Source organism: Azospirillum sp. TSH20, assembly GCF_003115935.1.
Classification (GTDB): Bacteria; Pseudomonadota; Alphaproteobacteria; order Azospirillales; family Azospirillaceae; genus Azospirillum.
The window spans coordinates 58806-72769 of record NZ_LGQU01000052.1 but is presented as its reverse complement, the minus strand read 5'-3'; the positions used below and the strand labels follow the sequence as shown (position 1 = coordinate 72769).

10 protein-coding genes are annotated in these 13964 nt (G+C 69.9%); 7 read left to right on the top strand and 3 right to left on the bottom strand.

Features of this window, described 5'->3' with window-relative positions; translation table 11 throughout:
• Positions 1-9: 9 nt before the first annotated feature.
• Positions 10-255, bottom strand: coding sequence for a hypothetical protein (locus tag TSH20_RS15250; RefSeq protein ID WP_199231923.1), 246 nt, complete (start codon positions 253-255; stop codon positions 10-12).
• Positions 256-566: 311 nt separating this feature from the next.
• On the opposite strand from TSH20_RS15250, the gene clpB reads away from it, so the two are divergent.
• Positions 567-3251: an ATP-dependent chaperone ClpB gene (clpB, locus tag TSH20_RS15245; protein WP_109075536.1), complete on the top strand. Its 2685-nt coding sequence runs from the start codon at positions 567-569 to the stop codon at positions 3249-3251.
• A gap of 92 nt (positions 3252-3343) precedes the next feature.
• Here the strand turns inward: clpB and TSH20_RS15240 are convergent, their stop codons facing one another.
• Positions 3344-4033: a hypothetical protein gene (locus TSH20_RS15240; RefSeq protein WP_247871226.1), complete on the bottom strand. Its 690-nt coding sequence runs from the start codon at positions 4031-4033 to the stop codon at positions 3344-3346.
• Between the two features lie 177 nt (positions 4034-4210).
• Here TSH20_RS15240 and TSH20_RS15235 point away from each other — a divergent pair, with 177 nt between their 5' ends.
• Genes TSH20_RS15235 through TSH20_RS15220 form a run of 4 tightly spaced genes read left to right on the top strand, consistent with a single transcriptional unit; the run spans position 4211 to position 7691 of the window.
• Complete coding sequence (locus TSH20_RS15235) at positions 4211-4996, top strand: SDR family oxidoreductase (RefSeq protein ID WP_109075535.1); 786 nt, start codon at positions 4211-4213, stop codon at positions 4994-4996.
• Positions 4997-5019: 23 nt separating this feature from the next.
• Positions 5020-6399 (top strand): aminodeoxychorismate synthase component I, encoded by a 1380-nt coding sequence (gene pabB, locus TSH20_RS15230; protein WP_109075534.1) that lies wholly within the window; start codon positions 5020-5022, stop codon positions 6397-6399.
• On the top strand, positions 6396-7202 hold the full coding sequence (locus TSH20_RS15225) for an aminotransferase class IV (RefSeq protein WP_109075533.1): 807 nt from the start codon (positions 6396-6398) through the stop codon (positions 7200-7202). The genes pabB and TSH20_RS15225 overlap by 4 nt, the downstream gene beginning before the upstream one ends.
• A gap of 45 nt (positions 7203-7247) precedes the next feature.
• Entirely contained in the window at positions 7248-7691 is a 444-nt protein-coding gene (locus TSH20_RS15220; RefSeq protein WP_109075565.1) for a GyrI-like domain-containing protein, read from the top strand.
• An 18-nt stretch (positions 7692-7709) separates the two neighbouring features.
• On the opposite strand, the gene TSH20_RS15215 is transcribed toward TSH20_RS15220, so the two are convergent.
• Positions 7710-9257 (bottom strand): caspase family protein, encoded by a 1548-nt coding sequence (locus TSH20_RS15215; RefSeq protein WP_247871227.1) that lies wholly within the window; start codon positions 9255-9257, stop codon positions 7710-7712.
• A gap of 317 nt (positions 9258-9574) precedes the next feature.
• On the opposite strand from TSH20_RS15215, the gene TSH20_RS15210 reads away from it, so the two are divergent.
• Together TSH20_RS15210 and TSH20_RS15205 are read left to right on the top strand one after the other, a co-directional pair.
• Positions 9575-10396, top strand: a complete 822-nt coding sequence (locus TSH20_RS15210) for a YMGG-like glycine zipper-containing protein (RefSeq protein ID WP_109075532.1) — start codon at positions 9575-9577, stop codon at positions 10394-10396.
• Positions 10397-10427: 31 nt separating this feature from the next.
• The gene (locus TSH20_RS15205; protein ID WP_247871228.1) at positions 10428-13877 is read left to right on the top strand and encodes a caspase family protein; all 3450 of its coding nucleotides are present in this window, start codon (positions 10428-10430) and stop codon (positions 13875-13877) included.
• Positions 13878-13964 lie beyond the last annotated feature (87 nt).

Below are 13964 nucleotides of genomic sequence, written 5' to 3'. Positions count from 1 at the left end.
GACGACACCTCATTGATGAACGCTGATAAAGATCGTGTCAGGATCTACGAAGTAAAACTTAATGTACCAGCCCTGACGCTTTACGATGTTGACCTCGATGCCTGGATCCCTGTGGTGAGGGCTGACGCTGTGATCGTTGCCTCTGGCGTTCTTCAATAGCTGAATGACGTCATCAGCGGTAACGGCTCCCATCTGCAGCAAGTTCTTGGTATCGATCGCATTTCGGGCTTCGTGCTGAAACGTCCCGTCCTTCAAGGCCCGAATGACCTTGGGCTTTACCGTCGACCACCCCACCGGCAACCCCCACAATATACGATGAATCTCGTATTCTTCAAGCTGGCCGGAGTTACCGGTGCGGCCGAAGGATCGAACTGTTGAGCTTCAGTTGCAAGCCCGGTTCCGGGCAACGGGTGCAGCCGGCGCCCTCATAACTCCCCCCTCTTGATCGCCGCAAATCCGTTAACCATTTACCCATCAGGCGCCGGGCGATCGCGCATTTTGCGGATCGTGGACGCGCCGTCCCGCGCCGGATGGCTGGGCGGGAGACCATGGAAACGGAGTGCCGAATGGACTTCGGTCAATTCACCGATCGTGCGCGTGGCGTCATTCAGGCCGCGCAGATCGCCGCCCTTGCCGAGCGGCACCAACAGCTTCTCCCCGAACATCTGCTGAAGGCCCTGATCGACGACACCAGCGGCGTCGCCGCGCGTCTGGTGCGCGACACCGGCGGCGATCCCGATCTGCTGAAGTCCGCGACCGAGGAACAACTGTCCCGCGCTCCGGTCCAGCCGGGCGCCAACGAAGGCCCGCAGCCGCTCTACATGTCGCCGGCGCTGGCCGCCGTGCTGCAGGGCGCCGTCGCCTCGGCGCGCAACGGCGGCGACCGCTTCGTCACCGCCGAACGGCTGCTGGAGAGCCTCGCCCGCCAGAGCGGCCCGCTGCGCGCGCTGTTCCGCCGCGCCGGTGTCGATGCCGACGCGCTGGCCGCCGCCGCCGATGCCCAGCGCAAGGACCATCCCGCCGACGCCGAGACCGAAACCACCTCCGGCGAGGCGCTGGCCCGCTACACCCGCGACCTGACGGACGAGGCGCGGCAGGGCCGGCTCGATCCGGTGATCGGCCGCGACGACGAAATCCGCCGCACCATCCAGGTGCTGGCGCGCCGGACCAAGAACAACCCCGTCCTGATCGGCGACCCCGGCGTCGGCAAGACCGCCGTGGTCGAGGGGCTGGCCCAGCGACTGGCCTCCGGCGATGTGCCGGAAGGGCTGAAGGACCGGCGCGTGCTGGCGCTCGACCTCACCGCCCTGCTGGCCGGTGCCAAGTTCCGCGGCGAGTTCGAGGAGCGGCTGAAATCGGTCCTGGCCGAGGTGCAGGAGGCCAACGGCCGCATCATCCTGTTCATCGACGAGCTGCACACCCTGATCGGCGCCGGGCGCACCGATGGGGCGATGGACGCCGCCAACATGCTGAAGCCCGCGCTGGCGCGTGGCGAGCTGCGCTGCGTCGGCGCCACCACGCCGGACGAATACCGCAAATACATCGAAAAGGACGCGGCGCTGGCCCGCCGCTTCCAGCCGGTGACGGTGGACGAGCCGTCGGTGGACGACGCCGTGTCGATCCTGCGCGGCATCAAGGGCAAGTACGAGGTGCACCATGGCGTGCGCATCGCCGACGCGGCGGTGGTCGCGGCGGTCAGCCTGTCCTCGCGCTACATCGGCGACCGCCGGCTGCCCGACAAGGCCATCGACCTCGTCGACGAGGCGGCGAGCCGCCTGCGCATGGCCATCGACAGCAAGCCGGAGGCGCTCGACGCCGTCGACCGCCGCGTCGCCCAGCTGAAGATCGAGCGCGAAGCGCTGAAGGCCGAGCCGGACGCCGCCTCGCAGGAACGCCTGCACGCCCTGGAAGGCGAGTTGGCCGAGGCGGAGGCCCGCCAGACCTCGATGGAAGAGGAATGGCGCGCCTCGCAGTCCCGCCGCACCGAGGGGCGCCGCCTGAAGGAGGAGCTGGACCAGGCCCGGACCAAGCTGGAGCGCGCCCAGCGCGACGGCGACTGGGCCAAGGCCGGCGAGCTTGCCTATGGCGTGGTGCCCGATCTGGAGAAGCGTCTGGCCGAGGCCGAATCGCGTGCCAGCACGGAGCGTGACGAGGTGACGGCCAAGGACATCGGCGCCGTCGTCACCCGCTGGACCGGCATTCCGGTCGAACGGATGCTGGAGGGCGAGCGTCAGCGGCTGAAGGGCATGGAGGACAAGCTGGCGGAGCGCGTCGTCGGCCAGAAGGAGGCGGTGCGTGCGGTGTCCAAGGCGGTGCGGCGTGCCCGTGCCGGCCTGAAGGACCCCAGCCGCCCGACCGGCTCCTTCCTGTTCCTGGGTCCGACCGGCGTCGGCAAGACCGAACTGGCCAAGGCCTTGGCCGCCTTCCTGTTCGACGACGAGACGGCGATCACCCGGCTCGACATGTCGGAGTACATGGAGAAGCACGCGGTCAGCCGCATGATCGGCTCTCCGCCGGGCTATGTCGGCTATGACGATGGCGGTTCGCTGGCGGAACGCATCCGGCGCCGGCCCTATCAGGTCGTGCTGCTGGACGAGGTGGAGAAGGCGCATCCCGACGTGCTGAACGTCCTGCTGCAGGCGCTCGACGACGGGCGGCTGACCGACGGGCAGGGCCGGACCGCCGATTTCCGCCACGCCATCCTCATCATGACCTCCAACCTGGGGGCCGAGGCGCTGAGCGCCTTGGGCGATGACGAGGATATGGCCGGTGCGACGGTGGAGGTGATGGACGCGGTTCGCAAGGCCTTCCGGCCGGAGTTCCTCAACCGGCTGGACGATGTCCTGATCTTCCGCCGGCTGGGCCGGGACAAGATGTCGCGGATCGTCGACATCCAGCTCGCCCGCGTCAACGAGCGGCTGGCCGAGCGCGGCGTCACCCTGGTGGCGGATGCGGCGGCCAAGCGGCGGCTGGGCGATCTGGGCTGGGATCCGGCCTTCGGCGCCCGTCCGTTGAAGCGCGCCATCCAGGGCCTTGTCGAGGACCCGATCGCCGAGCGTCTGCTCGACGAGGAGGTGGAGGGCAAGACCACCATGACCCTGTCGGTGGTCGACGGCCGGCTGGCGCTGGACGGCGTGGTGGTGGAGGAGGACCGGGCGCACGGCTTCAAGGCGCCGGAGCGTCCGCCCTTGGGCTTCGCCCTACCGCCGGTGGCGAGCGCCGCCGCGGCGCGGGAGGCGTCGGTCCACTGACGGTGATGCGGTAACGGAAAGGCTTCGGATGCTCCGGCATCCGAAGCCTTTTTCCTATGCCGCCGGCCTGCTCCGATCCGTCCGGCGCGCCGTTACCATTTCGATTTCAGCTTCTTGGCGCCGTCGCTCGACCAGATGATGGCGACGGCGTCGACCACCAGCGCGGCATCCGCCTTTTCGTTCTGCTTCCACTCGCCGCACAGCATCATGATTGAGGCGATCGCGCACAGGCAGCCGCCGCGCGCCCCCTCGATCATGCTGATGCAGACATTCTCCTTCGGGCTGTCCTTCCGGAAGGACTTGCGGATCGACCAGATGCGGTCGGCGATGAAGGGAAGCCCGGCGGTGAAGACGCTGACCGCCTTGATCGCCGTGTTGTTCTCCTTGCGGTCGATCACGTAGGTCAGGTTGGCCTTGCACTTGCCGCAGCTGCACGGATAGCCGTTGCTGCGCGTGGCGGCGGTGCGGAGATCGTGCAGGGCGAAGATGCCGTTCGCGGTGATGCCGATGGCCAGCGCCACCAGCCACGGCCCCAGCGCCGCCCCCAGCGGGAACAGGGCGATCGAGCCGATCCCGACATTGACGGTCGTGGTCGCCACTCCGCTGAGTGCGGTGACGCCGGTCTGCAGACCGCTCTGCGCAACGCCGATCAGCGCCATCTTGGAGTATTTCGCCAGCTTGGTCCGTGTTTCGCTGAACGGCTCGAAACTGTCGGCGGCCGGCGCGTTGGTCGCGAACATCGTCGCGAGTTCGCGAAGCTTGTCGGGAGGAGGAAGCGGCATGGCCGGAACTCTCGCGGTGGGACGGCGGGCAGAAGCGGATATGCAAGAAAGTGGTAGCCAGGCAACAATCGGTCGGCAAGCGCCTGCCGCATCGAGGGTGCCAATGGGCGGACCGGTCTGCTACATCTCGGCGGCGCCGATTGGGCGCGGGCGGTGCTGCAACAGCCGGAGACAGACATGGCCGCGACGATCCCACCCTATCTGTCGACCTTCTCGCTCGCCGGGCAGGTGGCGCTCGTCACCGGGTCGGGCCGTGGACTGGGGTTGGAGATCGCACGGGCGCTGGCCGGATCGGGCGCGCATGTGCTGCTGAACGGCCGCGACGCCGCGACGCTGGAGGCCCGCGTCGCCGAAATCGAAGCCGCCGGCGGGTCGGCTTCGGTGCTGGCCTTCGATGTCTCCGACCGGGCGGCGGTGCGCGATGCCTTCGCACGGATCGCAGGGGAGCATGGACGCCTCGATGTGCTGGTCCAGAATGTCGGGCAGCGCAACCGCAAGCCGCTGGCCGATCTGACGGACGACGAGATCGTCACCCTTCTCGACGTCGATCTGGCTTCCTCCCTCATTCTGGCGCGGGAAGCGGCGCGGCTGATGCTGCCGCGGGGCAGCGGACGGCTGATCGCCGTCACCTCCGTCGCCGGGCAGATTTCGCGGGCCAACGACAGCGTCTATGCCGCGGCGAAATCGGGGCTGAACGGCATGGTGCGGGCGCTGGCCGCCGAATATGGACCGATGGGACTGACCAGCAACGCCATCGCTCCCGGCTTTTTCGCAACCGAAACGAATGCGGCCATCACGGGAGACCCGGAGCGCTCCGCCTATTTCGCCAACCGCACGCCGATGCGGCGCTGGGGCCGGCCGGAGGAGATCGCCGGGGCGGCGGTGTTCCTGGCCTCGGCGGCGGCGTCCTATGTCAATGGTCACGTCTTGGTCGTCGATGGCGGCGCCACCATCTTGATGTAAGCCGACGGCCGACTGTCCCCGCCATGCTGACAATTCCCATTTCCTGCGGCGATCCCGCCGCCCTGTTCCGCCCCTGGAGTGCCGAGCCCTGGGCGATGCTGCTCGACAGCGCCGCGTACCATCCGCGGAACGGACGGCATTCCTATATCGTTGCGGAACCGTTCCAAACTGTCGAAGCCATCGGCGGCCAGACACTGATCGATGGCCGCCCGGTCGGCGGCAGCCCCTTCGACGCGCTGGAACGGGCGCTGGCTGCTCATCCGCGTCCATCCGACGGCCCGGTTCCCTTCACCGGAGGCGCCGTGGGCTTCATCGGTTACGAAGCCGGAACGGCTTTGGAGGGGTTGCGCTCCCGCCATGGCAATCCGGGCGGGCAGCCGGACTTCGCCTTCGGCCTGTACGACGTCGTTGCGGCCTTCGACCGGCAGGAACGGCGCGCCTGGGTCATCGCCGCCCGGCCGGAGGCGGAGGACCGCGCCCGGCGCATGGCGGTGCGGCTGTCCGTTCCGCCTCCGGAACAATCGGCCGGGCCTGCGCCGATGCGCTGGCGGTCGGAGCTGTCGCGTCCCGACTACCTCGACCGGGTCGGGCGGGTTCTGGAGTATATCCGCGCCGGCGACATCTATCAGGCCAACTTCACCCAGCGTTTCCTGGCCGATGCCAGGCCGGACACCGACGCCTATGCGCTGTACGAGCGGCTGCGCCGGTTCAGCCCGGCGCCATTCGCCGCTTTCCTGAACTGCGGCCCCCGGCTGCGTCTGGCCGGAGCGTCGCCGGAGCGCTTCATCCGGCTGGGCGCCGACCGGACGATCGAGACGCGGCCGATCAAGGGCACCCGACCCCGTCACGCCGACCCGGCCGCCGACGCGGCGGCGGCGGCGGCGCTGTCGGCCAGCATCAAGGACCGGGCGGAAAACCTGATGATCACCGACCTGCTGCGCAACGATCTGGCGCGGGTGTCGGAGGTCGGCAGCGTCAAGGTGCCGGTGCTGTTCGGGCTGGAGAGCTTTGCCACCGTCCATCATCTGGTGTCGGTGGTGACGTCCCGCCTGCTGCCGGGGCTGGGGCCGGTGGACCTGCTGCGCGCCGCCTGTCCCGGCGGGTCGATCACCGGGGCGCCGAAGATTCGTGCCATGCAGATCATCGACGAGTTGGAGGTGGCGCGGCGCGGCGCCTATTGCGGGTCTGTGGCCTGGATCGGCTTCGACGGCGCCATGGACAGCAACATCGTGATCCGCACCTTGTCGGTGACGCAGGATCATGTGATCGCCCAGGCCGGCGGCGGCATCGTCGCCGATTCCGATCCGGCGGACGAGCATGAGGAGATGCTGGTCAAGGCCCGCGCCCAACTGCGCGCCGCAGGATATCCGGTGGTGGAGTGGGTAGGGGAGAGGTTGCAATGACAATCTGGCTGAACGGACGGTTGGTGCCCGCCGCGGAGGCGCGGATCGACCCGGCCGACCGCGGCTTCACCCTTGGCGACGGGTTGTTCGAGACGATCCGGGTCAAGGACGGCGCTCCGCGCCACCTGCCGCGCCATCTCGACCGGCTGGGCGTGGGGGCGGAGTTGCTCCGCCTGCCGGTGCCCTATGACGCCGCGGATCTGACCGGTGCCATGGCGGCGCTGATCGAGGCGGTGGGCCTGACCGACGGCGTCCTGCGCCTGACCCTGTCGCGCGGCACCGGCGCCCGCGGCGTGCTGCCGCCGTCCGACGCCCGTCCGACCCTGCTGATGACGGCGGCGCCGGCCGCCCACATGACGTCGCCGGTCGCCGCGATCATCGCCGGCTGCACCCGCCGCAACGAGCATTCGCCGCTGTCGCGGCTAAAGTCGCTGAACTACCTGGATTCCATCCTGGCCCGGCAGGAGGCGGCGGAGCGGGGCGCCGACGAGGCGCTGCTGCTGAACGGCGCCGGCCGGCTGGCGGAATCGAGCGTCGCCAATCTGTTCCTGTCCATCGGCGGCCGATTGCTGACCCCGCCCGTCGCCGACGGCGCGCTGCCCGGCATCCGCCGCGCCCTAATCCTGGAGCGCCTTGGCGCGGAGGAGGCGCCGCTCACCCCCGACGACCTCGCCCGCGCCGACGAGGCCATCCTGACCAACAGCCTGGGCTTGCGCCCGCTGGTTGCCGTCGACGGCCGGCCGGTCGGTTCCGGTGCCGCAGGCCCGGTGCTGGCCCGTCTGCTGGCCGATGCGGACCTGTAAACCACCATCCAAGTGGCCATCCAAGGGGCCATCCAAGGGATCCTGATGATCGAGACAGTGACCTTCCCCGAACTGACCATCATCGGCTGCATGGTCGAGGCCGGTCGCGACGACCTGCCCGCCGCCGTCGCCGCCGCGTGGGAGCGCGTGTTCGCCGCCGACACCGGAACGGCCGCTTTCGCCGCCGTGTCGCTGCCGGAGGAGAATGGGCTGCAGCGCCGGCTGGTCGGCTTCATGGCGGCGAAGGCGAGCGAGATCCCGGCCGGCATGGTCCGCGTCGACCTCGACGCCGGCCGCTATCTGCGCACCGTTCAGGACGGACCGGCGGCGGGGATCGCCGATGGCTTCGCCCGCCTGCAGGCCCATGCCGAGGCGAACGGGCTGACGCTGTCCGGCATCGCCCTCGATTTCGGTTACCGGCCGGGGCTGCCGGACGGGCGCCACGAGCTGCATCTGGCGCTCGCCCCGCAACTGCCGGCGCTGGCCTGACCCCGCGTCCGGCGCCGCTCAGCGTGCGGTGCTGTAGACGCCGTGGATGCCGAACTCCACCGGCTGTCCGGTCAGGTGACGCGTCAGCAGGGTGGCGACCTCCGCGGCGGCCGGCTTGCCGTCGAGCGCCGCGAGATCGCGCTGCAGCGCCGTCATCGGCTTCGGCGAGGCGATGGCGAGGAAATGGTCGGCGCCGAAGGGCGGCTCCACCGTCAGAGCCAGCCGGTAGGGGCCGCCGTGCGGGATCTGCGCCGGGTCGTTGCGCTCCGCCAGCGGGTAGAGGTAGTTGACCGTGCCGTCGGCGGCGAGGTTGATCAGGGTGAAATAGGTCCCGCTGTTGCCGCCGATGTCGAGCGAGACCGTCTCCCCCTTGCGGTAATCGCGGTCGCCCGGCTCCACCGCCAGGGTCAGCGAGCGGTCCTGCGCCGCCGCCTTCACCCGCACCACCAGCGACCATTTGTCGACCACCCCCTGCACCCGCCGCCGGGTTTCCGGGTCCGCCGGGTCGCCGGGGATGCTGGCCAGCACGTCGCCCATCGAGCTGACCACCTCGCCGGTGGCGCTGTCCCAGACCAGGGCGGGATCGTCCTTGCCGGCGAGTTCGATCCCGGTGAAGCCCGCCGCCAGCTTCTTCACCGCCGCCGGCTTGCCCAGGATGCGCAGCGGGATCGGCCCGGCGTCCGGCAGCAGGGACGGCGGCTTCGGCTTGGTGGCAACCGGGTCGATCAGCGGAATCTCGCCACGGCCGCGCGGCTGCACCTGCGGATGCTGCCGCCCCTCCAGCGCCATGCGCACGGCGCCGCGGACATGCGCCTCCAGTTCCCCCTTGGTGACGATGCCGTCGCCGTCGCGGTCGGCCTGACCGCGCAAGGCATTGGCGAACGCCCAGCTGAGCGCGCCGCGCGGCTTTTGGTCGATCATCACCTCCGGCGCCAGCTCGTGGTCGGCCACCGCGGCGAAGAAGGTGACGTTCGGCTGGTCCTCCGCCTCCGCCTGCAGGGCGGCGCGGGTGGGCAGGGGAAGGGCGTCGTCCTCTATATGGTCGACCGGAACGCCGTCGATCTTCGCCGCCCGCGTGCCCAGCATGCCGGCGCGGTCGTCGAAGGCGCGGGTCATCGTACCGGAATGGCACGAATCGGAGATGAAGATCACCCGGCGCGGAGCGGCCTCCTTCAGCAGAACGGCGATCTCATCGTCGGTCAGACGCTGGGCGGTGCCGGGGCCGCGCGGGGCGAAATCGGCCAGCACCAGGAACTCGTCCATGCCGTCGGCCTCGCTGCCGGGCACACGCTCCGGTTGCTGGGCGCCATGGCCGGCGAAGGTCAGCACCAGCGTCGAGTCGGGGGCGGTCTCGGCGATCAGCTGCCGCCACGCGGCGATGATCCGGCTGCGCTCCGCCTCCCCGTCGATGAACAGGCGCAGCTTGCGGACGCCCAGCCCCTTCAGCGCGCCGGCGATGTCGCGGGCGTCGTTCACCGCGCCCTGCAGCGGGTTGACCTGGGTATATCGATCGATTCCGATGACCAGGGCGGCGATTTCCGCCCGCGCCGGCATGGCCGCGAGCACAAGTCCCGCTGCGGCGGCGACCGTGACGAAGCCTCCCAAAATTGCGCCGGCGGCTGTGCCCTGGCGTCGCCTTCCTCGAAACATTGCAGTCCCCCAACGATGCCGTGCAGCGCAGGCTACACGCGGATGCCGATGCATAAAAGGCCGCACGAATTGGTGGTAAAGATCACTTCCTTTGCGGTTGTTGCTGTGGCAGCGTTGCAGCCGGACCCGATCGGCAGGGGGGCCGTATCCACTGTGGGGGTGGAACGGCCGGCCGGGACTTCGGGAACGGAACGAATGACGCCGCAAACGGCAGTGCAAACGGGAATAAGCTCATGCGAAGCAACCGCGCCAAGGCAAGCCTCGTCTCCATCACCATCGTCGCCATGGCGCTCAGCGGCTGCGTGACCACGCAGCAGGACCGCATCGGCGCGAATGACGGCACCGACGCCTGCTACCAGTACCGCGTCGCGCTCGATTCGACCGGCGACTATTATGCCGAGGACATGTTGAAGGGCGCCGCCATCGGGGCCGGCGTCGGCGCGCTGACCGGCGCGCTCGCCGGCGGCAACCTGAAGAGCGCACTGATCGGCGCCGCTGCCGGGGCCGCGCTGGGCACGCTCGGTGGTTACTGGAATTCCAAGGCGCAGCAGGGCCGCGATCAGGCGATCCTGGGCGTCATGAACGACCTCGACACCGAAAACCAGAACCTCAACCGTACTCAGATCGCTCTCGACCAGCTGGTGAACTGCCGCCGCGCCGAGATCGCGCGCGTCAAGGCCGACTACAAGGCCAAGCGCATCGGCAAGCCGGAGGCGGAGCAGCGCATGACCCTGATCCGTGCCCAGCTGGACAAGGATTACGCCATCGCCAGCAGCATCAACCAGAACATCGTCAAGCGCCGCGACGAGTATCTGATCGCCGCCGACAACATCGAACCGGGCGCCGCCGAGAGGATCCGCACCAAGACCGCAGTCAAGGAGCAGACCAAGAAGAAGAAGGCGAAGCAGGCCGCCACGACCACCGCCAGCGGTACCCCGGCATCGCAGGTGGTCCAGCGCACCAACACCGCGTTCGAGACATCGGAGCGCATCAACGCCACCACCACCAGCATTCAGCAGATCGCCCAGAAGGAAGCCACCCTCGACGCGGTCTGAGGCCCCACTCTGACCGGAGCGGTCCGGCCGCGTGTCCCCGGAGACCTATGGGGTGCGCGGCCGGGCCGGTCCCGGCGACACAGTGCAAGCGGAACGGATGATGGCCGGCTGTCTCACTCGCCAGATCGCGCGACTTCGGTGCGGCCTTCGGGCCGGCGCCTTTCTGTGGGCTTTCCTCGGCCTCCTGCTGGGCGGGCTCCTGGCAGGCGGGCTGACGGCCCGGCCGGCGCTGGCGGGCGATGCGTCGACCGGGGCCTTCCTGCGGATCGAGACCGGCGGCCACACCGCGCGGGTCAACCGGCTGGCCAGCGATGCGCAGGGCCGGCTGATCGCCAGCGTTTCCAACGACAAGACCCTGCGCCTGTGGAGCCGCGACAGCGGCGAGCCGCTGGGCGTGCTGCGCGTGCCGATGGAGGCGGGGGACGAGGGGGCGCTCTATGCCGTCGCCCTGTCCGCCGACGGCTCGCTGGCCGTCGCCGCGGGGAACACGGGAACCAGCTGGGGCGACGGCGTCACGCTCTACCTGTTCGACGTGAAGGCGCAGCGGCTGAAGGCCCGGCTTCCCGGCCAGCCGCAGGTGCTGAACGATCTGGCCATCTCGCCGGACGGCCGGTTCGTCGCCGGGGCCTTCGGCGGCACCGCTGGCCTCCGCGTGTGGGACAGCGCCAGCTTCCGCATGGTCGCGGAGGATGCGGGATACGGGGCGCGGGTCTCGGCCCTCGCCTTCTCCCCCGACGGACGGCTCGCCACCGCCTCCTTCGATGGCAATGTCCGGCTCTATGACGCCGGCTTCAAGCAGAAGGCCAAGCGCAATCCGGGCAAGGGGCTTCCCTATTCGGTCGCCTTTTCCCACGACGGGTCGCTGCTGGCGGTCGGCTATGCCGATCAGACGCGGGTCGACGTGCTGTCCGGCGCCGACCTGAAGACGCGCTATTCGCCCAAGACCACCGGCATCGCCGGAGGCAGCTTCGCCGCCGTCGCCTGGGACGGCACCACCCTGGTCGCCGCCGGCACCGCGACCCAGGACGGCACGCGCAACGTGGTGCGCCGCTGGGCCGAGGCGGGGAAGGGCGCCTTCACCGACGTGGCGGCGGCGCGCGATTCCGTGACCCACCTTTTGGCCCTGCCGGGCGGCGGCGTGGCATTCGCCGCCGCCGATCCCGGTTGGGGCGTGATCGATCCGGCCGGCCGGCTGCAGTTCGCCCGCATGGGAGACGTCGCCGATTACCGTGACATCCATCTCGGCCGTTTCGGCCTGTCCGACGACGGTCTGGTGCTGGAATTCGGCATGGAGCAGGGCGGCCAGCGGCCGATGCGCTTCGACGTTCTGGCCCGCAGCCTGACCCCGGCGGCGGAACCGCTGCCGGGTCTGAACCGTCCGGTCGCCGAAGGGCCGGGGATCGGTGTGGCGGACTGGCGCAACAGCCGCGCGCCGAAGGTCAATGGCCAGCCGGTGAAGCTGGACAGCGGCGAGTGGGCGCGCAGCGTCACCGTGCTGGGGGCGCAGCGCCGTGTGCTTATGGGCGGCGAATTCAGCCTGCGCCTTCTCGATTCGGCCGGGGCCGAGCTTGCCCGCGCCGAGGTGCCGGCCGCCGTGTGGGGAGTCGTCGCCTCCGCCGATGGCCGCGTCGCCGTGGCGGCGCTGGGCGACGGCACGCTGCGCTGGTACGCGCTGTCCGGCGGCGCCCGCCCGCTGGAGGAACTGGCGGCGCTGTTCCCGCACCGCGACGGCCGCCGCTGGGTGCTGTGGACGCCGGAGGCCTTCTTCGACCATTCGGAAAGTGGTGGCGAGACGCTGGTCGGCTTCCACCTGAACGACCCGAAGAAGAAGGGCAGCCAGTGGATCGAGTTCAAGCAGGTCTACCGCGTCTTCGATGCGCCCGAACTGGTGCGCGCCAAGCTGCAGCAGACCGGGCAGGCGGACATCGCGGCGCGGCTCGCCGCCATCGGTGACATCCGCCTGCTGACCCAGCGCCGTCCGCAGGTGACCCTGCTGGATTATTGCACCGTGCCGGCCGCCGCCCGCGGACTGGCGCTCGGCACCGGCGCCGCCGAGGCGCCCGCGCCGACGGCAAGTCCGGCCCCCGCGCCGGCCGCTCCGGCTGCGGCGGCGGATGCCGAAACCTGTCACCCGCTGGACATGACGCCGGTCAGCCGCGCCTTCGCCCGCGCAAAGGAGCCGGCACCTTCGCCGGCGGCACCGCCGAAGCCGCCGGCGCAGAGCGGATCTCCGGCGGGCTCGCAGGGGGTCGATCTGGACGTCGCGGCGGAGGAACCGCGCCTGACCGTCGCGTTGCCGGAGGGGATCGGTTCCGTTCGCCTGCGCTACCGTCTGGCCGATACCGGTGGCGGCATCGGCACGGTCGACCTGTTCCGCAACGGCCGCAACGTCAGCGGCCAGGACAAGTCCCGCGCCTTCGCCCGCGCCAAGGAGCCGGCGCCCCAACCCGCAACTGCGGCGCAATCGTCCACCGCTGCGCAACCCTCTGTCGCTCCGCCCAAGGACCAGCCACCGGTGCCGGAGGAGCGGGTCAGCACCATCCGGCTCGATCCCGGCAGCAACCGGGTGCAGATCCGCGCCTACAACGGCTCCGATGCGATCTACGAACGCTCGGCCCTGGTCGATTTTGTGCTGCCGAAGCCTGCCGCGGTGGCCGACGCCGTGGCGGACGACGGCAAGGGGCAGCGCGCGGTGCCGGACCGGCCACGGCTGATCACCTTCGTCGTCGGCATCGACAAGTACCGGCCGGAGGGGTCGCAGCTGCGCTTCGCCCGCGCCGACGCCACCGCCTTCGCCGACGCGCTGCGCGGCCGGATTCCCGCCGGCTATGACCGGGACCAGTCGTTGGCTCTGTCCAAGACGCTTTATGACGAGGAGGCGAGCCGCGAGGCCGTGGTCGCCGGGCTGGAGGCGCTCGCCGCCAATGCGCGGGAGGAGGACACGGTCGTCCTTTACCTAGCCGGCCATGGCGTGATCGTGCCGTCGCCGAAGGACCCGTCGGTCAAGCTCTATCACTTCATCACCCAGGACGTGACCGCCGCCACCGCCGAGGCGATCGGCCGGGAGGGCCTGTCGGAGAAGGAGCTGAACCGGCTGGTCAGCGCGATTTCCGCCCGCAACGTATTGGTGATGCTCGACACCTGCCATTCGGGCGCGGTGTCGGCCGGCACGGTCGACAAGCTGTACCAGGACATGGGACAGCGCTACCTGCTGGCCGCCTCGTCGGAGCAGGAGGAGGCGCTGGACAGCTATGACGGCCGCAACGGCATCTTTGCCCACGCGGTGCTGGAAGGGCTGAAGGGCAAGGCGCTGCTGCCGGGGGATGAGGCGGTCTACAACCTGACGCTCGGCCAGTATGTGAACCGTGCTGTGCCGCGTCTGGCGCGGGAAAAGCGTTGGCACCAGTCCGCGATCTTCAAGACCGGCGGCAACGAGCTGAACCCGTTCCCGCTGGCCGCGCCGGAGGCTGGAACGCCATAAGGCGGGTGGGGCGGGGGCGGAACGCCGCCACGGGGCCGACCGTTGCGACGCCGCCCAAAATCCCCAGCCAGAAATGGGTAGATTAAC